Origin of the sequence: Caulobacter sp. Root343, assembly GCF_001425745.1 — a bacterium.
Taxonomy (GTDB): domain Bacteria; phylum Pseudomonadota; class Alphaproteobacteria; order Caulobacterales; family Caulobacteraceae; genus Caulobacter.
In genome coordinates this window covers 1-25,476 of record NZ_LMDF01000009.1, presented here as the reverse complement: position 1 = coordinate 25,476, position 25,476 = coordinate 1, and the positions used below count along the sequence as shown (strand labels likewise).

Here is a 25,476-nt window from a genome sequence, read left to right as displayed (position 1 = left end):
TTAAGCGGCGACCAGCTCCGGCAGCTTGCCGGCGTATTCCATGGTGATCGGGCCCGTCATGATCACGTGACCGTCGCTCTCGCGCCATTCGATCACGAGCGAGCCGCTCTCGAACTCGACCCGAGCCTTGCGGTCGGTCAGGCCGCGACGGACGGCGGCGACCTGGGCGGCGCAGGCGCCGGTGCCGCAGGCCAGGGTCAGGCCCGCGCCGCGCTCCCAGACCTTCAGTTGGATGTGGTCACGGGCGGCGATGTGGGCGAAGCCGACGTTGACGCCTTCCGGGAACAGCGGGTGGTGCTCGACCAGGCTGCCCGTGCCGGTGGCGAAGGCGTCGCTGACCGGGGCGTCGACGAAGAACACCACGTGCGGATTGCCCATCGAGACGCAGACCGGCGTGTGGACCAGTGGCGCGTCGATCGGACCGACCTGCAGCTCGACCCGCTCGGTGTTCATTTCCTCGGCCAGCGGGATCTGGGTCCAGTCGAGGCCGGGCTGGCCCATGTCGACCGTGACCAGCTTGTCGCCTGCCGTCACGCCCGAAAGCCGGCCGGCGACGGTGTCGAAGGCCACGGCGTCCTTGCCGGAGGACTGCATCAGCAGCCACGCCACGCAGCGGGTGCCATTGCCGCAAGCGCCCGTCTCTTCGCCGTCCGAATTCCAGAACCGCACATAGGCCGCCGCGCCCTCGGCCCGGGGCGGGTCGATGGCGATCACCTGGTCGCAGCCGATCCCGCCCTCTCCCCGTTTGGCGATCGCGCGGATCTCCTCTGGGGTCGGATCAAAGGTCTGCGTAGCGGTCTCGATGACGACGAAGTCGTTGCCGAGCCCGTTCATCTTCAGGAAGGTGCGGCTCATGACGTGGCTATATAGTGGAAAAGCCGCGCCAAGTCAGGGGACGCGGCGACGCGGGCATGAAGGCCCGCCATCGGGCTTTTTCGGGGCGAAGCGTCCCGCGAATTGAGGTGGCGCGCGGACAATTGTTCGATACCGTCCCGGCCATGCTCACGCTCCGCCGTCAGGCCGCCGCCTGTCGCCCGCGCCGATGGATCCCTAGATGCGTAAGTTCCTGACCGCCCTCCTCGCCTCCACGAGTCTGATGACCTTTACTCCCGCGATCGCCGCCGAAGCCGACAAGCCCGCCGCTGAAGTCCGCACCCCGCTGTCCGAACTGGGCAAGGACGACCCGTACATCTGGATGGAGGAGATCGAGGGGACCCGCGCCATGGACTGGGCCAAGGCCCAGAACGCCCGGTCGCTGCCGGTGCTGCAGGGCGATCCGCGCTACGCCGACCTCGAGGCCAAGGCTTTGGCCATCCTGAACGCCAAGGACCGGGTGCCGGGCGTCTCGTTCGCCGGCGACGGAAGCTTGCGCAACTTCTGGCAGGACCAGGATCACGTGCGCGGGATCTGGCGAAAGACGACGCTGGACAGCTATCGCGCGGCCGAGCCGGCCTGGGAGACGATCCTCGACATCGACGCCCTGTCCAAGGCCGAGAACGCCAACTGGGTGTTCAAGGGCGCCAGCTGTCTGCCGCCCGAGGACACGCGCTGCCTGGTCACCCTGTCGAACGGCGGCAAGGACGCCGTGACCGTCCGCGAATTCGACACCACGACCAAAAGCTTCGTGGAGGGTGGCTTCGTCCTGCCCGAGGGCAAGCAGAACTACGCCTGGCTGGACAAGGACACCCTGCTGGTCGGCCGCGAGTGGAAGCCGGGCGAGCTGACCAAGTCGGGCTACGCCTATGTGCTGAAGGCCTTGAAGCGAGGCCAGACCCTGGACCAGGCGACGGAACTCTTCCGGGGGACCGAGACCGATGTCGCGGTCAGCCCGTTCGTGCTGCGCGACGCCGACGGCAAGGTCGTGGCGGTGATGGCCAATCGGGGGGTCACCTTCTTCGAAAGCGAGACCTACCTGTTGGAGGGCGCCAAGCCCGTGAAGCTCGATTTGCCGCTGAAGAGCTCGATCCAGGGCTATGTCGTCGGCCAGATGGTCGTGCTGATGGAGCAGGACTGGAAGGGCTTCAAGACCGGCGACCTGATCAGCTACGACCTGGCCAAGCTGAAGGCCGCGCCGGACAAGGCCGTGGCGACGCTCGTTCTTCGGCCGACCGCGAGACAGTCCGTCGAACAGGTCACGACCACCCGCACCAAGCTGGTCATCGGCATGCTGGACAACGTCAAGGGCGCGGCCAAGGTCTTCAGCCACGGGCCGAAGGGCTGGACAGCCCAGGCCCTGGACCTGCCGGCCAACAGCGCCATCGGCCTGGGCTCGAGCGCCGAGACGGACGAGCGCCTGTTCGTCACCGTGACTGGCTACCTGGCCCCGACCACCTACTGGCTGGCCGACGCCGGCTCGCTGAAACTGGAACAGGTCAAGGCCTCGCCGGCCCGGTTCGACGCCTCGACCCACGTGGTCGAGCAGTTCGAGGCGACCTCGACCGACGGCGTGAAGATCCCCTACTTCGTCGTGCGGCCCAAGGGCGTGAAATACGACGGCTCGGCCCCGACCCTGCTCTACGCTTATGGCGGCTTCCAGGTGTCGATGACCCCCGGCTATTCCGGCGTGATGGGCAAGCTGTGGCTGGAGCGCGGCGGGACCTATGTCGTCGCCAACATCCGCGGCGGCGGCGAGTTCGGCCCGGCCTGGCACGAGGCGGCGCTGAAGGCCAACCGCCAGAAGGCCTATGACGACTTCTTCGCCGTCTCCCAGGACCTGATCGCCCGCAAGATCACCTCGCCGCGGCGCCTGGGGATCATGGGCGGCAGCAACGGCGGCCTGCTGATGGGCGTGGCCCTGACCCAGCGGCCCGAGCTCTACAACGCCATCGTCGTGCAGGTGCCGCTGTTCGACATGATCCGCTACAGCCAGATCGGGGCCGGCGCCTCATGGGTCGGCGAGTATGGCGACCCGGCCATACCGTCGGAGCGGGCGGTCATCGCCAAGTACGACCCCTATTCCAACCTCAAGGCCGGCCGGAAATATCCCGAGGTGTTCATCGAGACCTCGACCAAGGACGACCGCGTCCACCCGGCCCACGCCCGCAAGGCCGCCGCGCGGCTGGAGGAGCTAGGCTATCCGGTGCTCTATTACGAGAACATCGACGGCGGCCACGCGGCCAGCGCCAACCTGGCCGAAACCGCCCGCCGCCAGGCGCTGGAATATACCTACCTGACGCGCAAGCTCATGGATTGAGCGGTCGGGCGACGACGTTGAGATAACAGCGTCTCGTCAACCCTAAGGAAAGTTATCGGCGTCACGATGCCGCGACTCACCCCGTCGGAACACCGTTTTGCCCATCGAAGTCGTCAAAGCCTTGGACCTTACGCCCGCCGACATCGCGCGATGGGCTGAGCTTCAGCATGGCCAGACCCGGCTGGATTCCCCGTTCCTGTCGCCGCAATGGACCCTGGCCGTGGCCAAGGCCCAGGGCGAGAAGGGCCAGGACATCAAGGTCGCGATCCAGCGCGGTCCGGAAGGCGAGGCCCTGGCCTTCCTTCCGGCCCGAGTCCGCCAGGACGTGGCCATGCCGGTCGGCGCCCCGATGTGCGACTACCAGGCCCTGATCTCGGCGCCGGGCGTGGCGATGAACCCGCGCGACCTGCTGGCCGCCCTGGGCGTCGATCGCATCGACTTCTGCCACATGATGGCCGACGACGAGACCCTGGGCCGCCATGCGCGCGGCCAGGTCGACAGCTGGGTCGTGGAGACTCCCGACGGCTACGAGGCCTACGCCGCCGAGCGTAAGGACGCCGGCGTCGGGGTGCTGAAGGACATCGACAAGAAGCGCCGCAAGGCCGAGCGCGAGGTCGGCCCCTGCCGCTTCACCGCCATGTCGGAAAGCCGCGCGGCCTTCGACCAGCTGATCGCCTGGAAGCGCGTGCAGCTGCTGCTGACCCACCAGACCGACCTGTTCAAGGCGCCCTGGGTCAACAAGTTGCTGAACGACGTCTTCGCCCGGCGCGATCCGGACTTCGGCGGCGGGCTCTACACCCTGCACCTGGGCGAGCGCCTGGCGGCCGTGCACCTGCACCTGCGCGGCGAGCACACGATCCACGGCTGGCTGATCGCCCACAATCCGGACCTGGAGCGCTATTCGCCCGGCCTGATGCTGTTCCAGGACATCCTCAAGAGCATGGACGGCACGCCGTACATGCGGCTGGACCTCGGCACCGGCGACTACCGCTTCAAGCGCGAGCTCTCCAACGCCCGCCAGACCGTGGTGTTCGGCTTCCTGGGCTCGGCGTCGATGCCCAGCCTGGTGCGACATGCCGCCTATGGCGTGCGCAGCGTGGCCGAGGCCCTGCCGCTGGGCCGGATCTCGGAAATCCCCGGCAAGGCCATGCGGCGCATGGACCTGCTGCGCGGGCTGCACTAGCGAGCTCTTCGATTGACACGGCCGCCGACCCGGATATTCGCCGGAGTCACGCACTTGCCGTGAGGGAACCATGGAACGCTACGACGCAACGGCGGCCGGCCGCCGGCCGGATCGCAGGTCGCTGCTGGCCGGACTGAGCGCCGCCGCCCTGGGCCTGGCGGGCGGGCCCGCCTTCGCCCAGGCGTTCTATCCCACCTATCCGAAGCCGGGCACGCCGAAGCTGGAGGGCGCGGACAACAGCCGCCGGGTCATCCCGCCGCCCGCCAAGGACTACTGGCCCTTCGCCGGGGTCAGCGGCGCGGGCCGGCCGGTCACCAAGGCCACCCAGGACGGAGGCTGGCGCTCGGGCCTCTCCGAAGTGAGCTACAAGGGTCCCGAGCCGCGCCGCTATCCCACCGCGCCGTGGGGTGCGGGCGACTCGGCCACGGCCGTGGAGAGCGGCAAGCTTCCCGCCATCCGTCCGATCTGGGACGTGCATATCCGCGACACGATCGTCTGCCTGGGCGGCGACGGCTTCTACTATATGACCGGCACCACCGGCGATAACTGCTGGGCCTTCAACGACGGCGTCGAGCTCTGGCGTTCGCGGGACCTGAAAACCTGGGGTTATCTGGGCCTGGTCTGGAGCATCGATCGCGACGGGACCTGGGAGAAGAACTGGACCGCCCGGGCCGGCGTGCCGTTCCGCGCGCTGTGGGCGCCAGAGATCCATTTCATCGGCGGAAACTACTATATCTGCCACTGCATCAGCGGCGTCGGCATCGGCGTCCTGCGCAGCACGACCCAGCGGCCCGAAGGGCCCTACGCCCACGTCCTGTCGGACCAGCCGATCAAGGGCGGGATCGACTCCACCCTGTTCGAGGACGACGACGGCAAGGTCTATCTGTCGTGGGGCGCCGGCCAGCGGATCCGCGAGATCAAGCCCGATTTCAGCGACTTCGCCGGCGACTGGCAGGACCTGGCGTTCGACGACTCCGGCATCGATCCCAAGGCGAAGAAGAACGGCCAGCCCTTGCGCCGGGTCGGCTTCGAGGGCGCGACCTTCTTCAAGGCCAACGGCAAGTACTATGCCGGCGCCTGCAACAAGGACGAAGGCCGCTATTCGTTCTGGTTCGCCTCGTCCGACAAACTGCTGGGACCCTATGCCGGACGCCATGAAGGCCCGCCGGGCGGCGGCGGCGGCAACCTGTTCCGCGACAAGGCGGGCCGGTGGTGGCAGACCTTCTTCGGCAACGACGACCAGATGCCGTTCCGGGAGAAACCGGGCCTGATCGCCGTGGAGTTCGACGCGGCCGGACACGTCGTCGCTTCCGCCGACCAGCCGTTCAAGCCCTTCGCCTAGGCCCTTCAGTGGACCGCGTTGATCCGGATCGCGCTCGGATCAACCCCGCCGGCCAGCCATGCGCGGGTCCAGCCGTAGCGCAGCTCGCCCTCGCGGAAGGCGAAGCGGTCCAGGTGCTTGGCCACGACGTCCTCCAGTCGGGCCAGGTCTTCCAGGTCGGCGGCCTCGATCGAGATGTCCAGGCCGTCCGGATGGGCCGTCATCCGGCAGGTTCCCAGCGGCAGCGGAAACAAGGCCGAGGTCTCGTCGTAACGGACCTCGAACTTGTGGCTCCAGTGCTTGGCCAGCTGGATCATGTAGCGGGCCGCCCTTTCGGTGGCGACGCGAGCGTGGCTTTCCATGGCTGTCCCTCTCGTCGCCGACGTCAGATCGTCTCGATGACGGTGGCGGCGTCGTCCAGCGCCTTGGCGATGGCGCTGATCTGCTCGGCCGTCAGCTGGCCGCCGTGCAGCTTCAGCCGCAGCGCCGTCTTCAGGTTCTCGCGAGCCCGCAGGATCTGCGGCGAGAAGGCCGCGCTGGCCGAGGCGGCTTCGGCCATCCGCTCGAACAACGAGCGGATCGGCTGCTCGTTGCTGGCCAGGAAGGTCTCGCCCTCGGGGGTGATCGTGTAGAGCTTCTTGCCGCCGCCGGCGTCGCTGGCGGTGACGTAGCCCAGCTCTTCCAGCAGGGTCAGGGTCGGATAGACCACGCCCGGGCTGGGGCTGTAGGCGCCGCCGGCCGCCGTCTCGATGGCCTTGATCAGCTCGTAGCCATGGCTGGGCTTCTCGGCGATCAGCTTGAGCACCACGAAGCGCAGGTCGCCGTGGTCGAAGAACCGGCCCATGCGGCCGCCGCGACCGCGCGGACCCCCATGATGCGGACCGCCGTGGAAGCCGAACGGATGACGGCCATGATGCTCGTCGCCGTGACCGCGCCAGTGGCCGCGGTGGTGATGTTGATGTCGTCCAAACATGTGTGTTTTAGATCCTGTTTCGTTATATCGGAATGATAGATATATCGGATTGGGGATCCGTCAAGAGCCATTTCCGATATATCTGATCGTATCGGATATCGGGGGATGACTCCGAGCGCCCTGGTGTCGCGGAACGAATCACCGCCTTGCAGCCGACCCCTCAGGACGAGCGTCTTCCGTGCAACACGCGACGAGCGTCACCGGAAATAGTTCGTTTCAATCTTGATACGGAAGGCGGCGTGAATACATGGCGCCTGTGAGAAGCAGGAGCATGAGCTTGCGCGACCAGGATCAAAGCCCGGGCCAGATGGCCGCCGGACGGCGTTTCGCCGCCGCCGGAATGGCCGTGGCCGCCGGCTTGCTGGCGCTCGCGCCCGCCGCCCATGCCGAGGATCAGGTCCCGACGGTCCCCGCGCCGGCCGCGTCTGGCGACGCGTCCGTCCAGCCCGCCAACGACCCGCTGGAGGGCCTGAACCGCGCTTCGTTCAAGCTGAACATGGGCCTCGACCACGTGGTGCTGTCGCCGGTCACCCACGGCTATCTCGCCGTCACGCCCAAGGTGATCCGCAATCGCGTCAGCTCGGCCGTCTATAATCTGGGCGAGCCGAACACGGTCATGAATCACGTGCTGCAGGGCAAGCCCAAGCGGGCCATGCGCTCGACCGCCCGCTTCGTCGTCAATTCGACGGTCGGCGTGCTGGGCCTGTTCGACGTCGCCGCCAAGATGCACCTGCCCCCGCGCGGCGCCGACTTCGGCCAGACCTTCGGCGTCTGGGGCGCGGGCCCCGGCGCCTATCTCTACGTGCCGGCCATGGGTCCGCTGAATGTCCGCGACGGCGTCGGCCGGGCGCTGGACATCGCCACCGACCCCGTCTCGATGTTCGTCGGCGGTTTCAGCACCGATTTCGGCAAGGCGCGCACCGGCGTCACCATCATAGACCTGCGCGCCCAAACCGATCCGGCCTTCCATGCGCTGAAGGACGCCGCCGATCCCTACGTCACCACCCGCTCGGCCTACAGCCAGTACCGCGAGGCCTTCATTCGCGAGGCGACCGGCGAGGCCCAAGAGCTGCCCGATTTCGACACGCCGCCCGCTGCCCCGACTCCCGCCAAGGCGGCGGCCCGCAAACCATGACCTCCCCCGGTAAGACCATGAAAAACACCCCCTTCACCCGGCGCGGCGCCAACGCCGCGCTTTTGACGTTCTTCGGGGCCGCGGCCCTCGCCGTCACCAGCCCCGCCCTCGCCGCGGCCCAGGCTCGCGATCCGGGCGCCGAAGCCTTCGTCCAGACCAAGGCCCAGCGCGTTGTCACCATCCTGGCCAACAAGGGCATGAGCGACGCGCAGAAGAAGCAGGTCTTCCACCAGGCGGTGGACGAGCTGGCCGACGTGCCGCGCGTCACCAACTTCGTGCTGGGCAAGTACGCCCGCACCATCACCCCGGATCAGAAGGCCCGCTTCGCGACGGTCTTCCGCACCTATGCCGAAAACGTCTATCAGAGCCGCATCGACGACTATCGCGGCGAGCAGCTGAAGGTGACCGGTTCGGTCGTCCGCAAGCCGGGCGACGTGATCGTCAACACCGTCATCTCCGGCGGCCAGATCACCCAGCCCCTGCCGGTCTCCTGGCGCGTGCTGGGCGGCGGCCAAAACTGGAAGGTGGTCGACGTGCAGTTCAAGGGCATCTGGCTGGCCATCACCCAGCAGCAGGACTTCGTCTCGACGATCGACAACGCCGGCGGCAACATCGACGTGCTGATCAATCAGCTCCAGAAGAACGGTTCGGGATCTTCGGGTCGCCGCTAGGCGATCCGGGGCTCTAGACTCAAAGGGGATATGACCTTGCGCGAACAATGGGCCGAGACGGCCATGGGCGTCGTCGTCCTCGCCCTGGCGGCGGGGTTCCTGACCTATTCGCTGAGCGTGGGCGGCGTGGCCATGAAGCGCGGCGACTACGAGATCAGCGCCAAGTTCGGCGAGGCCGGCTCGCTGGCCCCCGGGGCCGCGGTCACCGTGGCCGGCGTCAAGGTCGGCGCCGTCTCGCAGGTTACCCTGGAGCCCAAGACCTATCTGGCCGTGGCCAAGCTGAGCATCGACCCGACCGTCAAACTGCCGGCCGATTCCACCGCCAAGATCACCAGCGACGGCCTGCTGGGCGGCGCCCACATCGCCATCGCCCCGGGCGCTTCGCTGGACGACCTCAAGCCGGGCGGCGAGATCGAGAACACCCAAGGCGCGGTCGACATCTTCGGCCTGATCGGCTCGGTGATCCGTCCCCAAGGCGGCGGTTCGAGCGATGCGGCTGCCTCCTCGCCCCCCGCGCCGGCCAATCCGGCCACGCAGCCGGCCGAGAGCTACTGACATGGCCGAGGCCGAGGCGGCCCGGCGGGTCGCCAACCCTCTTCAGGTCCTGGGTCGCTCGACCCTGGCCGCCGTCCGCATGGTTGGGTCGGTGGGCGTGTTCGCCGTGCGCGGCGTCGTCGCCGCCCTGACCCCGCCCTGGTTCCTGAGCCAGCTGTGGCGCCAGATCGTGGCCATCGGCTTCTTCTCGCTGCCGGTGGTGGGCCTGACCGCCATCTTCACCGGCGCGGCTCTGGCCCTGAACATCTTCACTGGCGGCGGGCGCTTCAACGCCGAGCAGGTGATGCCGCAGATCGTGGCCCTGGGCATCACCCGCGAGCTGGGGCCGGTGCTGGCCGCCCTGATGCTGGCCGGACGGGTCTCGGCCGCCATCGCCGCCGAGATCGGGGCCATGCGCGCCACCGAGCAGATCGACGCCATGCGCACCCTGTCGACGGACCCGTTCCGTTACCTCGTGGGCCCGCGCTTGCTGGCCGGCGTGCTGATGCTGCCGCTGCTGACCGCCGTCGCCGACACCATCGGCGTGGCCGGCGGCTGGCTGGTGGCCACGCGGGTGCTGGAGTTCAACCCGACCGTCTATGTCCGCAACACCCTCGACTTCCTGCAGGCCTGGGACGTCGTCTCCGGCCTAATCAAGGCGGCGGTGTTCGGCTTCATCGTGGCCTTGATGGGCTGCTACCATGGCTACAACGCCTCGGGCGGCGCGCGCGGCGTCGGCCGGGCCACCACGCACGCGGTGGTCTCGTCGGCGATCCTGATCTTCGCCTCCGACTATCTCCTGACCACCTTCTTCACCCACGCGGCCCAATGACCGACGCCGTTCCCAAACTCGCTTGGAAGGGCGTCACCAAGCGCTTCGACGGCCGCGCGGTCCTGGACGGGCTCGACCTGTCGGTCGCGCCGGGCAAGTCGCTGGTGATCATCGGCGGCTCGGGCCAGGGCAAGTCGGTGACCATCAAGACCGCCCTGGGCCTGATGCGCCCCGAGGCCGGCAAGATCGAGCTGGACGGCAAGAATGTCGTCGGCCTGTCGGAAGGCGCGCGCCGCAAGCTGTTCTCGCGGATCGGCGTGCTGTTCCAGGGCGCGGCCCTGTTCGACAGCCTGACGGTTTGGGAAAACGTCGCCTTCCGCCTGATCAACGCCGACGGCGTGCCACGCAAGGAAGCTCGCGAGCGGGCGATCGAGGCTCTGGACCAGGTGCGCCTGGCGCCGGCCGTGGCCGACCGCTTCCCCTCGGAGCTGTCGGGCGGCATGCAGAAGCGCGCCGGCCTGGCCCGCGCCGTCGTCGCCCGTCCGGAGATCCTGTTCTTCGACGAGCCGACCACGGGCCTGGACCCGATCACGGCCGCGGCGATCAACCAGCTGATCTCCGACCAGGTGCGTCGCCTGGGCTCGACCGCCGTGTCGATCACCCACGACCTGGCCTCGGCCCAGACGATCGGCGACGAGATCGCCATGCTGCACGACGGCAAGATCATCTGGCGCGGCCCGGCCGCCGAGCTGCGCACGACCGACAATCCCTATGTCCGCCAGTTCGTGGAGGGCCGCGCCGAGGGGCCGATCTCTCATGCGGTCTAGGATCGCGGCGGCCGCGCTGCTGGCGGCGAGCCTTTTCGTGGCGGAAAGCGCCCAGGCCCAGTCCTATGTCCGCGCCGACTGCCAGAGCCTGGTGGGCGTTGCGCCCAACCGCTACGACACGCCCGAGCACGAGCGCTGGTACCGGCGGTTCTGGACCGGGACCTGCGATCACCTGCCCCTGTGCATCCCCGGCTCGCCGAACTGGAACGACGTCGTCGGCAAGCTCGAGGTCAAGGGCGGCGCGGCCGAGCGCGCCGCCGTCCTGCCCAAGGCCTGCCGCCTGGGCCAGCTGATCGGCCTGGAATGGTCGCGCGAGAAGGCCATCCGCAAGATCGACACCACCGACCTGCGGACCTTCAACCGGATGCTGGAATCGGCGAACGACACCCTGAAGGGCCTCGACAAGGTCGAGATCGCCGCGCGGACCAAGCTGGGGCGGTAGCGGATCTGCGGACAGCCCCAAGCCGTATTCCAAAACTCCGCCTTCCTAGGCCTCGTGCCTAGGACCCATGGATCGGCTGGACGCGACTTGTCGGAAGAACCGCCGCCAGCGTGGGCGAGCGCCCGTCCAACGTTTCCGCGGCTGCACGATGGGTCCTAGGCGCAAGGCCTAGGAAGGCGAGCTTTTTTGGGCCCTTGAGTTGAAGCCCAAAACCCTAAGCCGCCTCTCTCAGCGTTTCCGCCAGCAGCTTGCCCTCGACGCCGCGACTGGACCCCGCGCGCCAGGCCACGACGATCTCACGGCTGGGATGCTCGGCGGCCAGCGGCCGGATGGTGATCGCGGTCTTGTCGGTCAGCCCCGCCTCGATCGCCATGGCCGGCAGGAACGAGACGCCCAGGCCCGAGCCGATCATCTGCACCAGGGTCGGCAGGGACGTGGCCGCGAAGCTCTCCTCCTCGCCGACGCCCTTGGGCGGCTCCAGCCCGCAGGCGGCCAGGGCGTGGTCGCGCAGGCAATGGCCGTCCTCCAGCAGGATCAGGTCCTCGCCACGCAGGCTATCGGGATCCACCCGCGTCGAGGCCGCCATCGGGTGATTGGCCGGGGCGGCGGCCAGCAGTTCGTCATCCTCGACATGGGCCCAGTCCAGACCGCTCATGTCGTAGGGCAGGGCGATCAGGGCCGCATCCAGGGCGCCGCTCTTCAAGGCCGCGATCAGGCGCTGGGTCAGGTCCTCGCGCAGGAACAGCTTCAGCTTCGGAAAGCGGTCGCGCAGCACGGGCAGGGCGCGCGGCAGCAGATAGGGGGCCACCGTCGGGATCACGCCCAGGCGGAAACGGCCGGCCAGCGGCTGGCCCGCGCCCCGCGCGGCCTGCACCAGATCCTCGGTCCGGGTCAGGATGTCCTCGGCCCGCCGCACCGCCTCCTGGCCGGCGGCGGTCAGGATCACGCCCGAACGGGCCCGATCGACAACCGGCGCGCCCAGGATCTTCTCCAGCTCCTGGATGCCGGCCGACAGGGTCGGCTGGGTGACGAAGGCGCTGTCGGCGGCGCGGCTGAACGAGCCGTGCTCGGACAGGAGCTTCAGGTACTGCAGCTGGCGGAGGGTCGGGAGGATCATGGCCGCTATATAGGGCCGATCTATCGAGAAGCAAAAAACTATCGATTGGATCGCTGGGGCGGCGAAGCGTACTCAAATCGCACGGTGATGTTCCGGCGTTCTCCCCCACCGCCGCCGGACGTCCAGCCCAGTCCCGGTCCGCCCGCGTCTCCCCCTCCCCACGGCGCGGACCGGGACGAACGCGCCTCCCGATGCTAAGCCGCAGGTCCACGGACGGAGCCTTTCCATGCCGATCGCGGCCCTGCGCGCCCAGCTGCCCGCCTACGCCAAGGACATCGGGACCAATCTTTCGGTCCTGGCCGAAGAGACGCTGCTGTCGGACCAGGCCAAGTGGGGCTGCTTCGTCGCCAGCGCCTGCGCGGTCGGCGAACCGGAAACTTTGGCGGCGATCAATGTCGCGGCTCGCGAGGCCGGCCTGTCCTCCGAGGCCTTCGACGCGGCCAAGACGGCGGCCGCGATCATGGCCATGAACAACGTCTATTTCCGCGCCCTGCACCTGATGGAAGCCCCGGAATACAAGGCCTTGCCGTCACGCCTGCGCATGAACCGGCTGGCGCATCATCCTCGTGTCGACACGGTCGACTACGAGCTCTGGTGTGTGGCGGTGTCGGCGATCAACGGGTGCGGCGCGTGTCTGGACGACCACGAGGCGGCGTTGCGCGCACGGGGCGTTCAACCGGTCCAGGTGCAGGCCGCCCTCCGTATCGCGGCGGTCGTGAACGCCGTCGCCCGGGTGCTGGCGATCGAAAGCTTGGATCGTCCCCAGTTTTCGGGCGTTTGAGACCAGTCCGCGACGTCCGGTCACGGCGTGCGCCCCTCGACATTCATCTTGTCCGTAAACTAAGTTGTTAACCTCTGGGTAAGAGATTCGCGGTTTCCGCAAGGCGTTCTTGAGGACGCGGCGGGCTCGCATGGGGCGAAGGTGGGCTAGATGAGACTGCTGTCGAAGAATTCTCGCGAGAACAAGAACGGCAAGCCGACCGTTCTGGGTGAGGAAACCCGGATCGAGACCGTGCAACACCAGATCGAGTCCACCCAGGCGATCGGCCAGCGCTACGAGACCATCCACGGCGGTCTCGACAGCATCGGCCGGGTCATGGAGCACCTGAAGGCCATCGAGCCGCTGATCGCCGAGATCCGCGGCCCGGTCGCCCAGGAGTTCGAGGCCCGCCGCAGCGAGCACTCCGAACTGATCGCCCTGCGCGCCAATTTCGACCAGGCTCAACGGGTCATCGCCCAGATCCAGGCCGAGGAGCGCGAAGTGTCCGCGCGCCTGGCCGCCGCCGAAACCGCCCTCGGCGAATCCGACGCCCGTCGCCAGACCCAGGACGCCGCGCTCGAAGACAACGCCCTCGAAATCGACCGCCTGCGCAACGCCCTGCTGCAGTCGGATCTGAAGGTCTCCAGCCTCGACGCCTCGCTGCGCGACGCCACCGCCCGCATCGAGCACCTGGTTCAGGACGTCGAGAGCCTGCGCGTTCAAGCGCAAGACATCGACAGCCGTCGCGGCGACGCCGAGGCGGCGCTGGCCCGCGCCAACCAGGACAACGCCCTGCTGGGTGAAGAAACCGCGACCCTGAAGAAGCGCGTCGACCAGGCCGGCCTGGACGTTGCCCGCCTGTCGCGCATCGAGACCGATCTCGAAGCCCAGTTGGCCGGCGAACGCGCCCGCGTCCAGGCGATCGAGAATGCCCTCGCGGCCCACCAGACCGACAGCGGTCGCGTCATCCGCGGCCTGGAAAGCCAGGTCGAGGCCGCCCGCGCCGAGATCTCGGCCCTGCAGACCCGCCTGGAGACCGCCACCGGCCGTGCCGACAAGCTGGAAGAGATGAACGGCCAGATCTCGGCCCGTCTGGCCGAGTCCAGCGCCCACCAGAAGGCCGTCGAACGCCGCGCCGGCGACCTCAATGTCGCCCTGGAACGCGCCCTCGACCGGATCCGCACGCTGGAGGAAGACTCGGACGGCCTGCGTCAACGCCACGCCGGCGTCGACACCGCCCGCGCCACCGCCATCGAACGCGCCGACCAACTGGCCAAGAACGCCGTGGCCCAGGAAAAGGCCATGAAGCGCGCCGAGGAACGGGCCCAGCAGCTGCGCACCCGTCTCGACGCCATGCAGGAAGCCCAGGATCAGCTGCGCCGCGAACACGAGGACAAGGTCGCCGAGCTGCAGGCCACGATCGAACGCCTCACCTCGGAGGCCGCCCTGGCCGAAGGCGCCCTGGAAGCGGCCCGCCGCGACCGCTCGCGCCTGCAGATGGCCTTGCTGGGCGCCTCGGACGAGGGCCTGGCCGAAGCGGGGTGAAAATAACGACATCCCGCGGAAGCCGGGACCTAGCCGCAAGAGCGCCCGCGACGCCGAAAGGTTCGCGGGCGTTTTCGCATCTTACTGTCATCCCGGCCGTAGCGAAGCGGAGAGCCGGGACCGCGACAAGCTCGGCGCTTCCGGCGATCCCGGCTCGGCGCGCTAAGGCGCTTGGCCGGGATGACAGTCTATTTCGTAGCCCCCTCAACCGCCGCCTTCAGCCCGGCGACCTGCTGGCCAATCACCCCGTCCACGGCCCCCGCGATCTTGTCCAGGCCGCCCTTGAAATAGCCGCCGACGTCGTAGGTGACGGTCACCGTCGTACGGCCGTCCTTCTCGGCGAGCAGGACGGTGAGGGCGCCGCTCGCGCCCGAGGTCTGCAAAGGACCCAGCGCCCCCGACAGCACCAGCCTCGCGCCCGGCGCGGCGTAGACAGTGGTCATATGCAACACCGAGCCGCCATTGGGCAGCCGCTCGCAGAAACAGCCGCCCGAGGCCGCGCCCAGCGACAGGTTGGCGGCGGAGCCCGACCAGGTGTGGGCCGGCGTCCACCATTTCGACGGCTGCACCAGGGTCGCCCAGATGGCGCTGGCCGGGGCGGTCACCACCACCTCATGCCTGACCTCGAAGCCGTTGGCCTGGGCGTCGATCACCTCGGCGCGCGCCCCGCCAGCCGCCAGCAGCGCCACGGCGGCCACCGCGATCCCCACGGCGCTCATCGTCTTCATGGTCATCTCCCTCCCGAACCTGGCGCCGACGCTGAGGGCAGGGGAGGAGGCCGTCAAGAACCGGGCCCTATTCGATCGGCGAGCTCACCGTCGCGCCGCCGGCCTTCAGTCGATCCAGCACGCCGTTGGCCGGCAGCAGGAAGCCCAGGTCGACCACCGCCACGGTGACGCCGGGCCGCTTCAGGGCCTCGGTCATGGCGTCGGTCGTCTGGCCGATCCCTTTCTCCAGCAGGGCCGGGCCGCCGGGGGCGCGCAGCAGGCAGCGCTGGGCGCCGCTGGCCCGGTAGCGGGCGCGGACCGAGCCCAAGTCGCCCTCGGCCCAGTCGCGGCCGATCGTGGTCGAGTGCGCGCCGTCATAGGCGATCTCGTCCAGCGCCACGCGCAGGCAGTAGAGCTGGTCCTCCTCCGAGAGCTTGGAGGCGATCGTGGTCACCGCGCTCATCCGGTATTGGCCCACGGCCTTGACCTTCAGCTTGCGAGCCTTGGCCATCCGCTCGATCGTGCTGACCGGCTTGGCTTCGGAAAGGCCGGCCGCCTGCCGGAAGTCCGACAGCAGCAGGAACCCCGCCACGGCCGGTTTCCAGTTCTTGTACTCGCCGGCGCCTTTGCGGGCCTGGGTGCGCGACTCGACGAACCGCGCCTTCAGGTCGGGCGGCAGCTGGTCTTCCAGGTTCTTGCCCACCGGCTGGCGCAGGCCGCCGCCGAACTTGAAGATGAAGCCGGCGATCTGGGTGACGCCGACCGAGGCCTGGGGTGGGACCAGCACCAGGCTGGCCCTGTCCAGCGCCTTGTTCAGCCGAGGGCTTTCCCACTTCAGCTGGTGGGGCAGGGGCGGGGCCGAGCCGAGGATGTAGAGCTTGGCACCGTCCTTCTCGACCAGCCAGACGGCGGGGCCGGGCGGCTTGGCGACGATGGTCAGCTCGGCGACCACCGCGCTCTCGTCCTGGGCCGGAGCCTGGCCGAGGTTCACCACCGGCGGCGGGGGCGGAGTCGTTTGGGCGAGAGCAGGGGCCGCAAGGACCAGTGAAAGGGCCAGAGGAACGAGCTTCGACGCGACCATGGATACTCCTTCAGCCCCTGAGCCCATTTAGCCCTTCTCCCCTTGCGGGAGAAGGTGTCGCCGCTAGGCGACGGATGAGGGGTCGCACAATGAAATCCGCCGCGACGGCGGTCAGGCTGTCGCGGCGGATCCTGTCTTCAACCCCTCACCCGGCCTTCGGCCACCCTCTCCCGCAAGGGGAGAGGGGAAGCAGATCAAGCCCCCGGCGGGACCGGGAAGCCCCGATGCCGCATCAGGGCGCCGATCTTCACGTCGCGGCCGCGGAAGGCGCGGAACTGGTCGACGGGATCGACCGCGTTGCCCTTGGACATGATGGTCTCATACAGCCGCTTGGCGGTCGGCTTGTCGTAGAAGCCGCCCGGCGCCTCCTGGAAGGCCTCGGCGACGTCGGCGGTCAGGGTGTCGGCCCACAGATAGCTGTAGTAGCCGGCCGAATAGCCGTCGCCCGAGAACACGTGACCGAACTGCGGCGTGCGGTGCCGCATGACGATCTCCTTGGGCATGTTCAGCTTGGCCAACTCCTCGCGCTCGAACTTGTCGGGGTCGATGTCGACGTCGCCGGCCAGGTGCAGCTTCATGTCGATCAGGGCGCTGGCCAGATATTCGGTCGTGCCGAAGCCTTGGCCGAACTTGCCGGCCGCCTCGATCTTGTCGACCAGGGCCTGCGGGATCGGCTTGCCGGTCTGGTAGTGCAGGGCGAACTGATTCAGCACCTCCTTCGTCGGCAGCCAGTGCTCGTTCAGCTGGCTGGGGAACTCGACATAATCGCGGGCCACGTTGGTGCCCGACACCGTCGGATAGGTGGCGTTGGCGTTCAGGCCGTGCAGGGCGTGGCCGAACTCGTGGAACAGGGTGGTCCCGTCGTCCCACGAGATCAGCAGCGGCTCGCCGGGCTTGCCCTTGATGAAGTTGGAATTGTTAGACACCAGCGTGGTGACCTCGCCCTTGAACCGCTCCTGAGTGCGGTAGGCGTTCATCCAAGCGCCCGAGCGCTTGCCGGGGCGGGCATAGGGGTCGAAGTACCACAGGCCCACGTGCTTGCCGGCCCGCGTCACCTCATAGACGGTGATGTCCTCGTGATAGACGGGGATGCCCGACAGCTTCTTGAACTCGAAACCGTACAGCTGGCCGGCGGCCCAGAACATGCCCTCGCGCAGCTTGTCCAGCTGCAGGTAGGGCTTCACCTCGTTCATATCGAGGTCGTACTTCGCCTTGCGGACCTTCTCGGCGTAGTACCGGTAGTCCCAGGGCTCCAGCTTGAAGCCGCCCCCCTCCTTGTCGATGATCGCCTGCATGTCGGCGACGTCGATGGCGACCTGGGCGATGGCCGGCTTCCAGACCGCCTCCATCAAGCCCATGGCGTTCTCGGGCGTCTTGGCCATGGAATTCTCGAGACGCCAGTGGGCGTGGGTCTTGTAGCCCAGCAGCTTGGCCCGCTCGACGCGCAGCTTCAGGATCTTGGCGATGATCGCGTTGTTGTCGGTCGCCCCGCCGTTGTCGCCGCGGTTGACGAAGGCGCGCCAGACCTTCTCGCGGGCGGCGCGGACCGGGGACTCGGTCAGGAAGGGATCGACGCTGGAGCGGGTGTTGACCACCACGAACTTGCCCGGAAGGTTGCGCGCCGCGGCGTTGGAGGCGGCGGCGGCCTTCAGGCCGTCGGGCAGGCCGGCCAGGTCGGCGTCCGACAGCTCGATCCAGGTGTTCTCGTCGGCCAGCAGGTTCTGGCTGAACTTGGTGAACAGGCCGGCCAGCTCGGTGTTGATCGCCCCGACCCGGGCCTTGGCGGCCGGGTCCAGCTTGGCGCCGGCCCGCACGAAGTTGGTGTAGTAGATCCACAGCACTCGCTGCTGCTCGGGCGTCAGCTTGGCCTTGTCCGGCGAAGTGTAGACCTTCTCGATACGGGCGAAGAGGGCGGCGTTCTGGGTGATCTTGTCGTTGTGGGCCGAGAGCTTGGGGTCCATCTCGGCCTCGACCGCCTGGAACTCCGGCGAGCTCATATTGCCGCTCCAGATGTTGTAGTAGGTCTGGACGTCACCCAGCGTGCGGCCGGAATCTTCCAGCGCCGCGATGGTGTTGTCGAAGGTCGGCGCGGCCTTGTTGCCGGTGATCGCGTCGATCTCGGCCAGGTTCTTGGCCATGGCCGCCTCGAGCGCCGGCTTGAAGTCGGCGACCTTGACCTTGTCGAAGGCGGGCAGGCCGCCATAGGGGCCGGTCCACTTCTGGGTCAGGGGATTATTGCCTTGGGCCATGGACAAGCTCGGATTGAGGGCGACGACGGCGCCGGTGGCGGCGGCCGAAGCTAGGAACGTACGACGTTGCACGGAGTGTCTCCGGTGAAGATTTGCAGGGACCCTAGGGCATGGTTCCGGGGCCGTCACATGACAGGACCGTAACCTTTGGTCCCGCGTGGACGACGCAAGATTTGGCGGCTACAGCTGACGGCATGATCGGCGTCTTCGACTCCGGCGTCGGCGGCCTCACGGTCCACCGCGCCCTCGTGCAGCGTCTGCCGCAGGCGGACTTCACCTATCTGGCCGACCAGGCCAACGCACCGTACGGCGTGCGGACCGGCGAGGACATCGTCGACCTGACCAAGGCCGGCTGCGAGCGCCTGTTCGCGCGCGGCGCCAGCCTGGTGGTCCTGGCCTGCAACACCGCCTCGGCCATCGCCCTGCGCCGCTTGCAGCAGACCTGGCTGCCCGGCTATCGCAAACAGCTGGGCCGGCCGGTCAACATCCTGGGCATCATCGTGCCGACCATCGAGAAGGCCACCGGCCTGCCATGGGAGCACGAGGCCGAGCGGCGCGGCGAGAAGGTCGAGCAGCTGGACGTGCTGGGCGTGTTCGCCACCCCGGCCACGGTGCGCTCGCGCGTCTACGAAATCGAGATCGACAAGCGCAAGCAGGACCTGGCGGTGTTCTCCGAGCCCTGTCCGGAGCTGGTGCCGCTGATCGAGCAGGACGCCAGCGTCGTCGAGCTGGCCAAGGCGGTCGAAAGCCATGTCCTGGCCCTGAAGACCCGCATCGGCCGCTTCCCCGACCGCGTGGTGCTGGGCTGCACCCACTACGAGATCATCGCCGACATCTTCCGCGCCGCCCTACCGGCCGGCACCCCGCTGATCCAGCAGCCGGCCTCGACCGCCGACGCGCTGGAGCTCTATCTGGAGCGCCATCCGGAATACGACGCCGGGACGGGCGGCGAGCGCGTGTTCCTGACCACCGGCACGCCGGGTCCGCAGAACGGCCTGGTGCAAGGATTCTGGGGCGGCCCGGTGGCGTTCGACGCGGCTTAGGCCACCACCTCGACCGATTGTTGACCAAGTAATTTTGCCTTCCTCGCCCTTGTGGCGAGGACCCATGGTCCGGCCAGGCTCGGTGACAATTAGGTGTTCCCGTCGGCGTGGACGCGCGATGACCCCACACGAAGCGGGCTGAACGCTGGGCCCTAGGCACAAGGCCTAGGGAGGCGGGATTTGGGTTTGGCGGGATTTTGAGAAAAACCCGCGACGTTGTGAATCATTTCCTGACGAACGCCGTAAACGCCTCTTAACGCTCTTCGGGCACAACATCGCGGTTCGACCCATTCTGGCGGGTCGCGAGACGAGTTGAGTTCGGAGACTTTCATGGCGCGAGCCGCGCGGCGATCCACGACGGAGCTCCTCTGGGACGCGTTCCGTTATGGCTGGGTCCAGCCCTGGACGGCCCGGTTCCGGGGCGGGATCGTCACCGTCGTCGGGGCCATCCTGCTGTTGGCCATCGCCACCTACAACGCCACCGACCCCAGCCTGAACGCCGCCACCGGCGAGCCGGCCCGCAACGCCCTGGGCGGCCCGGGCGCGGCGGTCGCCGACCTGCTCATGCAGTCCGTCGGCCTGGCGGCCTGGGGGATTGCATTGCTGATGCTGGTGTTCGGCGTCACCCGCGTGGCCCAGGCCGACCCGGACGCCGAGCGCAAGGACCTGCGCCAGCGGGCCGTCGTCGGGGCCCTGGGCCTGCTGGCCCTGTCCGCCACCCTGGCCGCGCCGCCGCCGCCGGCCATCTGGCAGCTGGAAAAGGGCCTGGGCGGTTTCTGGGGCGACGCCCTGCTGCACATGGTCGCCGGCGTCCTGCGCTACGCCCACATTCCCGGCGCGACCGTGATCGCCGCCGTCTTGTTCGGCATCGCCGCCATCGTCGCCCTCGGCTTCGCGATTGGCGTGCGCCAGGTCGACCCCGACGCTCTCCACGCCGCCGTCAGCAACGCCCTGCAGCCGCGCGCCCGTCCGGAGCCCGAGCCCGTCGCCGCGGTCAAGCCGGTCCGCGCCAAGAAGGACAAGGCCGAAGCCCCCGCCAAGCGCCCCGGCCGCCTGCCGCCGCTGGAAGCCGAGGACGACGCGGTCGTCGCCGCTCCCACCCCGATCTCCAACGAACGGGCCTATACCCCGCCGCCGACGGTCCAGGACGAGGAAGACGCGTTCGAGGATTCGCTGGACGCCCGCCCGATGGCGATCGCCAAGCCCAAGACCGTGCCCAAGGAATCCGGCCGCGAGCAGCGGGAGCAGCAGAAGGCCTTCGACTTCGACGACCAGGGCGGCTTCCAGCTGCCCGAGCTGGCCATGCTGGCCAAGTCCAAGCCGCGCTCGTCGGAAGTCGACGCCGGCGCCCTGCGCCAGAACGCTCGCCTGCTGGAAAGCGTGCTGGCCGAGTTCGGGGTCAAGGGCCAGATCGACCAGATCCGCCCCGGCCCGGTGGTCACCATGTACGAGCTAGTGCCGGCCCCGGGCGTCAAGACCGCCCGGGTCGTGGCCCTGGCCGACGACATCGCCCGCTCGATGAGCGTGATCTCGTGCCGCGTCGCCGTGGCTCAGGGCCGCAACGCCATCGGCATCGAAATGCCCAATTCGCGCCGCGAGACCGTCTATCTGCGCGACCTGCTGTCCAGCTCGGACTACGAGAAGGCCAGCCAGATCCTGCCCATGGCCTTGGGCGAGACCATCGGCGGCGAGCCTTATATCGCCGACCTGGCCAAGATGCCCCACCTGCTGATCGCCGGCACCACCGGCTCGGGCAAGTCGGTCGGCGTCAACGCCATGATCCTGTCGATCCTGTACAAGCTGCCGCCCGAGAAGTGCCGCTTCATCATGATCGACCCGAAGATGCTGGAACTGTCGGTCTATGACGGCATCCCGCACCTGCTGGCCCCCGTCGTGACCGATCCGAAGAAGGCCGTCGTGGCCCTGAAGTGGACCGTCCGCGAGATGGAGGACCGCTATCGCCGGATGTCCAAGATCGGCGTGCGCAACATCGGCGGCTACAACGAGAAGGCCAACGAGGCGCTGGAGAAGGGCGAGCACTTCGAGCGCACCGTACAGACCGGCTTCGACGACGCCGGCCGCCCGATCTACGAGACCGAGCAGATCCGCCCCGAGGCCATGCCCTATCTGGTCGTGGTCATCGACGAGGTCGCCGACCTGATGATGGTGGCCGGCAAGGACATCGAAGGCGCCGTGCAGCGTCTGGCCCAGATGGCCCGCGCCGCCGGCATCCACCTGATCATGGCCACCCAGCGCCCGTCGGTCGACGTGATCACCGGCACCATCAAGGCCAACTTCCCGACCCGGATCAGCTTCCAGGTCACCAGCAAGATCGACGCCCGCACCATCCTGGGCGAGCAGGGCGCCGAGCAGCTGCTGGGCCAGGGCGACATGCTGTACATGGCCGGCGGCGGCCGCATCACCCGCCTGCATGGTCCGTTCGTCTCCGACGGCGAGGTCGAGCAGGTCGCCAAGTTCCTGCGCGACCAGGGCATCCCCCAGTACCTGGAGGAGGTCACGGCCGGCGGCGACGAGGAGCAGGAAGAGGCCATCGAGGGCGCCTTCGCCGGCGAGGGCGGGTCCAACGACCTCTACGACCACGCCGTGGCCGTGGTCACCCGCGACCGCAAGGCCTCGACCAGCTACATCCAGCGTCGCCTGCAGATCGGCTACAACCGCGCCGCCTCGCTGATGGAGCGGATGGAGAAGGAAGGCGTCGTCGGCGCCGCCAACCACGCCGGCAAGCGCGAGATCCTGGCCCCGCCACCGCCGGCGCTGTAGGGCAACCTTGACCTAGCTTCGGCGTTCCTGACGCTCCAACCTGAACGGCGCTTCATCGGAGCGCCGGAAAATGGCCGCGCGGCGGCCTTCGCGCGGGCGAAGGTTGGCGCTAAGGAGTCCGTATGAGCAAGACCACACGCCGTATCCTGCTGGCGGCCGGCCTGGCCGCCGCCATCGCTTCGCCGGTGCTGGCCCAGACCGCGCCGGTCCCGGCCAAGCTGACCGCCGAGCAGCAAGTCCTGCTGGACAAGGCCACCGCCTATATCCAGGGCCTGTCCTCGGCCAAGGGCCGCTTCGTGCAGACCGACGCGCGCGGGACCCAGACGCAGGGGACCTTCTACCTGCAGCGGCCGGGCAAGGCGCGGTTCGCCTACGACCCGCCGGCCGGCCTGCTGGTCGTGAGCAACGGCAACAATGTCAACATCTTCGACAGCCGGCTGAAGACCTATGAGAGCTATCCGCTCAGCAAGACGCCGCTGAACCTGCTGCTGGCCCGCGAGGTCCGCCTGGACCGCGGCGTGGTCATCACCGACATCCGCCCGCTGGCCGACGGCTTCACGATCGTGGCCCAGGACGCCAAGCGCCAGGCGCTGGGGCGGATCTCGCTGGACTTCTCCAACGCCCCAGTCGCCCTGATGGGCTGGACCGTCACCGACATCAAGGGCGGCCAGATCCGCGTGCGGCTCAGCGATTTCGCCGAGACCTCGGGCCTGGATCCGAAGCTGTTCGTGCTGACCGACCCGCGCCGCAAGGTCGGCAAGCCCTAGCGCTTAACGATTGTGACATTACCACAACAGGCAAGAATCAACCGACTTCGGGGTTGACTTAAAGTTTTGACGTGGCATATTTAACACGCATGGCGATGAGCGACCGACCCGCTCTTCGCGAACCGTGCCGGATCCTATCCCCTCCCGGTGGCGGCATGAGAGACTAGACTTTCGCCCAGGCGCAACGATGCGCCTGGGCGTTTTTCTTGGTCGCCAACCCTACGGGTCGGCTCGGGGCGCAACGATGCGCTCGGGCGTTTTTCTTGGTCGCTCCAGTTTTCCAGGCTAGAGCCAAGCCATGCGCCTCCGTATCGCCACCTGGAACGTCAATTCCGTCCGCCTCCGCGCCGAGCAGGCCGCCCGTTTCGTCGACGAGCAGGCCCCGGACGTCCTGTGCCTGCAGGAAATCAAGTGCCAGGAGGGCGAGTTCCCGCGCGAGGCGTTCGAGGCCATGGGCCTGCCGCACGTCAAGATCGCCGGTCAGAAGGGCTGGCACGGGGTGGCCATCGCCTCGCGCCTGCCGTTCGAGGACGTCCCGACCCTGATGAATTGCCGCGAGGGCCATGCCCGCTGCGTCGCGGTCAAGGTGGCCGGGGTCGACATCCAGAACTTCTACATCCCGGCCGGCGGCGACGTGCCCGACCGGGCGACCAATCCGAAGTTCGACCACAAGCTGGACTTCTACGAGACCCTGACCGCCGCGCTGAAGAAGCGTGATCCCAAGGCCCCGCTGATCGTCACCGGCGACCTGAACGTCGCGCCGGGCGAGAACGACGTCTGGAGCCACCGCCAGATGTCGAAGATCGTCAGCCACACGCCCATTGAACTTGAGGCCTTTGCAGGCCTGGTGGGTTCGATGAACTTCCTCGACCTGCCCCGCCTGGCTACGCCCGAGCCGGAAAAGCTGTTCTCGTGGTGGAGCTACCGCGCCGCCGACTTCCGCAAGTCCAATCGCGGCCTGCGGCTGGACCACATCCTGGCCAGCCCCGGCCTGCGCGAGGCGGCGATCCTGGACGGCAAGGTCAGCTCACGGGTCCACGACGACGTCCGCGAGTGGGAACGGCCCAGCGACCATGCCCCGGTGACGGCGGATCTGAAGATCTAGGCCGGCGCCTTGACCCGTCCCCTGGGGCCGGCCCCATAGAGGTGTCGGTCAGCAACAGCGGGGTGAGTCATGCGTGCGTCCGTCGATGTTCTCAGCCCGTCCGAAGCCGCTCGCCACCTCGGCATTTCCACCAAGGCGCTTCGCCTCTACGAGGACCGCGGTCTCCTCCGGCCGACGAGAACCGCCACGGGGTGGCGCGCCTACGGACCGGACGACGTCCGACGCGCCGCCGAGATCGTCGCCCTGCGGTCGCTGGGCTTCAGCCTCAAACAGGTGGAACGCGTCGTGAGCGGCGACGCCGCTGGTCTGGAACCCGCGCTGGGCGGCCTGCAAGCCCGGCTGGAACTGGAGTTCGGTCAGCTCAGCCAACGTTTGGAGCGAATCAACGCCCTGAGGCGCGCTCTGGCGCGGGGCGAGATGCCCGCCGTGCTGGACCTTGCTGACCTGGCGGTTGCTCCCGCCGCCGCCGTCGCGGGCTTCAATCTCCCGTGGCCTTGGGGCGGAGAATGGTTCGAGGTGCGCGGCGTCCGCGCGCTCAACTACATCGTCGGACCGCTCGGCAGCGGCAAGACGCGGTTGGCCCGGATGCTGGCTCAGCATCTGCCCGGCGGCGTCTTCCTGGGACTCGATCGTCTCGAGCGCCGCGAGGACGCGGAGCACGCCGTGCGGGCCGATTCCGAATTGCGCGAACGCGTCGAGGCGTCGCTTGCATGGCTTGTCGAGGACGGCGCGACCGAATCCGGCGCCCTATTGGCGCTCGTGGTCGGCCTGGAACAGGGCCGGTCGAACAGCCTGGTCATCGACATGATTGAACAGGGGCTCGACGAGCTTACACAGCAGGCGGTGATCTCGAATCTGCGCCGGCGCGGCCACGAGCGCCCGCCGCTGTTCATGCTGACCCGCTCCTCCGCCATCCTCGATCCGGCGGAGGCCACCCCCGACGAGGCCGTGATCTTCTGCCCGGCCAACCACGCACCGCCCTTCACGGTTCGGATCGCTCCGGGCGCGCCAGGTTACGACGCGATGGTCAGCTGCCTCGGGCCGCCAGAAGTCCGGGCCAGGACCGAGGGGATGATCGCGCTGATGCCTCGCCAGGGGAGGGCCGAGAGATGAAAGGCGGCCCCTTTTCCGGTGAGAAGGACTTTCCAAGATCCGCACCCCTCTCCCCTTGCGGGAGAGGGTGGCCCGCGAAGCGGGTCGGGTGAGGGGTTGATGGACGGAGACGCTGCTGAAGCGGTGGATGCTGGGCGCCAGGCCGACAGGACTATCG

The 25,476-nt window shown here is 68.3% G+C and carries 23 protein-coding genes; 16 read left to right on the top strand and 7 right to left on the bottom strand.

Annotation, left to right across the window (positions count from 1 at the left end):
• Entirely contained in the window at positions 1 to 855 is an 855-nt protein-coding gene (gene dapF, locus ASC70_RS20115; RefSeq protein ID WP_047404046.1) for a diaminopimelate epimerase, read from the bottom strand.
• Positions 856 to 1,054: 199 nt separating this feature from the next.
• On the opposite strand from dapF, the gene ASC70_RS20110 reads away from it, so the two are divergent.
• From ASC70_RS20110 to ASC70_RS20100, 3 genes are all read left to right on the top strand, one after another.
• Positions 1,055 to 3,193, top strand: coding sequence for a prolyl oligopeptidase family protein (locus ASC70_RS20110; protein WP_056053780.1), 2,139 nt, complete (start codon positions 1,055 to 1,057; stop codon positions 3,191 to 3,193).
• 97 nt (positions 3,194 to 3,290) lie between these two features.
• Positions 3,291 to 4,376: a GNAT family N-acetyltransferase gene (locus ASC70_RS20105; protein WP_056053777.1), complete on the top strand. Its 1,086-nt coding sequence runs from the start codon at positions 3,291 to 3,293 to the stop codon at positions 4,374 to 4,376.
• Positions 4,377 to 4,446: 70 nt separating this feature from the next.
• Positions 4,447 to 5,718 carry a family 43 glycosylhydrolase gene (locus ASC70_RS20100; RefSeq protein ID WP_200939193.1) on the top strand — a complete coding sequence of 424 codons (1,272 nt, stop codon included), beginning with the start codon at positions 4,447 to 4,449 and terminating at the stop codon, positions 5,716 to 5,718.
• 5 nt (positions 5,719 to 5,723) lie between these two features.
• Here ASC70_RS20100 and ASC70_RS20095 read toward each other — a convergent pair whose 3' ends face one another.
• Together ASC70_RS20095 and ASC70_RS20090 are read right to left on the bottom strand one after the other, a co-directional pair.
• Positions 5,724 to 6,059 carry a DUF2218 domain-containing protein gene (locus tag ASC70_RS20095; RefSeq protein ID WP_056053773.1) on the bottom strand — a complete coding sequence of 112 codons (336 nt, stop codon included), beginning with the start codon at positions 6,057 to 6,059 and terminating at the stop codon, positions 5,724 to 5,726.
• 23 nt (positions 6,060 to 6,082) lie between these two features.
• Complete coding sequence (locus ASC70_RS20090) at positions 6,083 to 6,670, bottom strand: PadR family transcriptional regulator (RefSeq protein ID WP_162247251.1); 588 nt, start codon at positions 6,668 to 6,670, stop codon at positions 6,083 to 6,085.
• Positions 6,671 to 6,917: 247 nt separating this feature from the next.
• Here ASC70_RS20090 and ASC70_RS20085 point away from each other — a divergent pair, with 247 nt between their 5' ends.
• From ASC70_RS20085 to ASC70_RS20060, 6 genes are read left to right on the top strand one after another with little or no spacing between them, the layout of a single operon-like run.
• The gene (locus ASC70_RS20085) at positions 6,918 to 7,805 is read left to right on the top strand and encodes a VacJ family lipoprotein (RefSeq protein WP_056053767.1); all 888 of its coding nucleotides are present in this window, start codon (positions 6,918 to 6,920) and stop codon (positions 7,803 to 7,805) included.
• On the top strand, positions 7,802 to 8,476 hold the full coding sequence (locus ASC70_RS20080; protein ID WP_056053764.1) for a phospholipid-binding protein MlaC: 675 nt from the start codon (positions 7,802 to 7,804) through the stop codon (positions 8,474 to 8,476). The genes ASC70_RS20085 and ASC70_RS20080 overlap by 4 nt, the downstream gene beginning before the upstream one ends.
• A 30-nt stretch (positions 8,477 to 8,506) precedes the next feature.
• Positions 8,507 to 9,031, top strand: coding sequence for an outer membrane lipid asymmetry maintenance protein MlaD (mlaD, locus tag ASC70_RS20075; RefSeq protein WP_056053762.1), 525 nt, complete (start codon positions 8,507 to 8,509; stop codon positions 9,029 to 9,031).
• Between the two features lies 1 nt (position 9,032).
• Entirely contained in the window at positions 9,033 to 9,842 is an 810-nt protein-coding gene (locus ASC70_RS20070; RefSeq protein ID WP_056053759.1) for an ABC transporter permease, read from the top strand.
• Positions 9,839 to 10,609 carry an ABC transporter ATP-binding protein gene (locus tag ASC70_RS20065; protein ID WP_056053755.1) on the top strand — a complete coding sequence of 257 codons (771 nt, stop codon included), beginning with the start codon at positions 9,839 to 9,841 and terminating at the stop codon, positions 10,607 to 10,609. The genes ASC70_RS20070 and ASC70_RS20065 overlap by 4 nt, the downstream gene beginning before the upstream one ends.
• Positions 10,599 to 11,051 (top strand): hypothetical protein, encoded by a 453-nt coding sequence (locus ASC70_RS20060; RefSeq protein ID WP_056053753.1) that lies wholly within the window; start codon positions 10,599 to 10,601, stop codon positions 11,049 to 11,051. Before ASC70_RS20065 ends, ASC70_RS20060 begins: the two co-directional genes overlap by 11 nt.
• Positions 11,052 to 11,265: 214 nt before the next feature.
• Here the strand turns inward: ASC70_RS20060 and ASC70_RS20055 are convergent, their stop codons facing one another.
• Complete coding sequence (locus tag ASC70_RS20055; protein WP_047404069.1) at positions 11,266 to 12,168, bottom strand: hydrogen peroxide-inducible genes activator; 903 nt, start codon at positions 12,166 to 12,168, stop codon at positions 11,266 to 11,268.
• A gap of 226 nt (positions 12,169 to 12,394) precedes the next feature.
• Here ASC70_RS20055 and ASC70_RS20050 point away from each other — a divergent pair, with 226 nt between their 5' ends.
• Positions 12,395 to 12,949: a carboxymuconolactone decarboxylase family protein gene (locus ASC70_RS20050; RefSeq protein WP_056053751.1), complete on the top strand. Its 555-nt coding sequence runs from the start codon at positions 12,395 to 12,397 to the stop codon at positions 12,947 to 12,949.
• 150 nt (positions 12,950 to 13,099) lie between these two features.
• Complete coding sequence (gene creS, locus ASC70_RS20045) at positions 13,100 to 14,473, top strand: crescentin (RefSeq protein ID WP_047404074.1); 1,374 nt, start codon at positions 13,100 to 13,102, stop codon at positions 14,471 to 14,473.
• Between the two features lie 188 nt (positions 14,474 to 14,661).
• Here creS and ASC70_RS20040 read toward each other — a convergent pair whose 3' ends face one another.
• From ASC70_RS20040 to ASC70_RS20030, 3 genes are all read right to left on the bottom strand, one after another.
• Positions 14,662 to 15,201, bottom strand: a complete 540-nt coding sequence (locus ASC70_RS20040) for an SRPBCC domain-containing protein (RefSeq protein WP_056054089.1) — start codon at positions 15,199 to 15,201, stop codon at positions 14,662 to 14,664.
• A gap of 67 nt (positions 15,202 to 15,268) precedes the next feature.
• Positions 15,269 to 16,261 carry a TraB/GumN family protein gene (locus tag ASC70_RS20035; protein ID WP_056053748.1) on the bottom strand — a complete coding sequence of 331 codons (993 nt, stop codon included), beginning with the start codon at positions 16,259 to 16,261 and terminating at the stop codon, positions 15,269 to 15,271.
• 194 nt (positions 16,262 to 16,455) lie between these two features.
• A complete protein-coding gene (locus ASC70_RS20030) occupies positions 16,456 to 18,582 on the bottom strand; it encodes a M3 family metallopeptidase (RefSeq protein ID WP_056053746.1) in 2,127 nt (708 codons plus the stop codon).
• 122 nt (positions 18,583 to 18,704) lie between these two features.
• Here ASC70_RS20030 and ASC70_RS20025 point away from each other — a divergent pair, with 122 nt between their 5' ends.
• The 5 genes from ASC70_RS20025 (at position 18,705) to ASC70_RS20005 (ending at position 25,319) form a co-directional block, all read left to right on the top strand.
• Positions 18,705 to 19,553: a glutamate racemase gene (locus ASC70_RS20025; protein ID WP_056053745.1), complete on the top strand. Its 849-nt coding sequence runs from the start codon at positions 18,705 to 18,707 to the stop codon at positions 19,551 to 19,553.
• A gap of 312 nt (positions 19,554 to 19,865) precedes the next feature.
• A complete protein-coding gene (locus ASC70_RS20020; protein ID WP_162247250.1) occupies positions 19,866 to 22,334 on the top strand; it encodes a DNA translocase FtsK in 2,469 nt (822 codons plus the stop codon).
• Positions 22,335 to 22,456: 122 nt separating this feature from the next.
• Positions 22,457 to 23,101: an outer-membrane lipoprotein carrier protein LolA gene (locus ASC70_RS20015; RefSeq protein ID WP_056053739.1), complete on the top strand. Its 645-nt coding sequence runs from the start codon at positions 22,457 to 22,459 to the stop codon at positions 23,099 to 23,101.
• A 298-nt stretch (positions 23,102 to 23,399) separates the two neighbouring features.
• Positions 23,400 to 24,206: an exodeoxyribonuclease III gene (gene xth, locus ASC70_RS20010; protein WP_056053736.1), complete on the top strand. Its 807-nt coding sequence runs from the start codon at positions 23,400 to 23,402 to the stop codon at positions 24,204 to 24,206.
• Between the two features lie 69 nt (positions 24,207 to 24,275).
• Complete coding sequence (locus ASC70_RS20005; RefSeq protein WP_056053733.1) at positions 24,276 to 25,319, top strand: MerR family transcriptional regulator; 1,044 nt, start codon at positions 24,276 to 24,278, stop codon at positions 25,317 to 25,319.
• Positions 25,320 to 25,476: the final 157 nt, after the last annotated feature.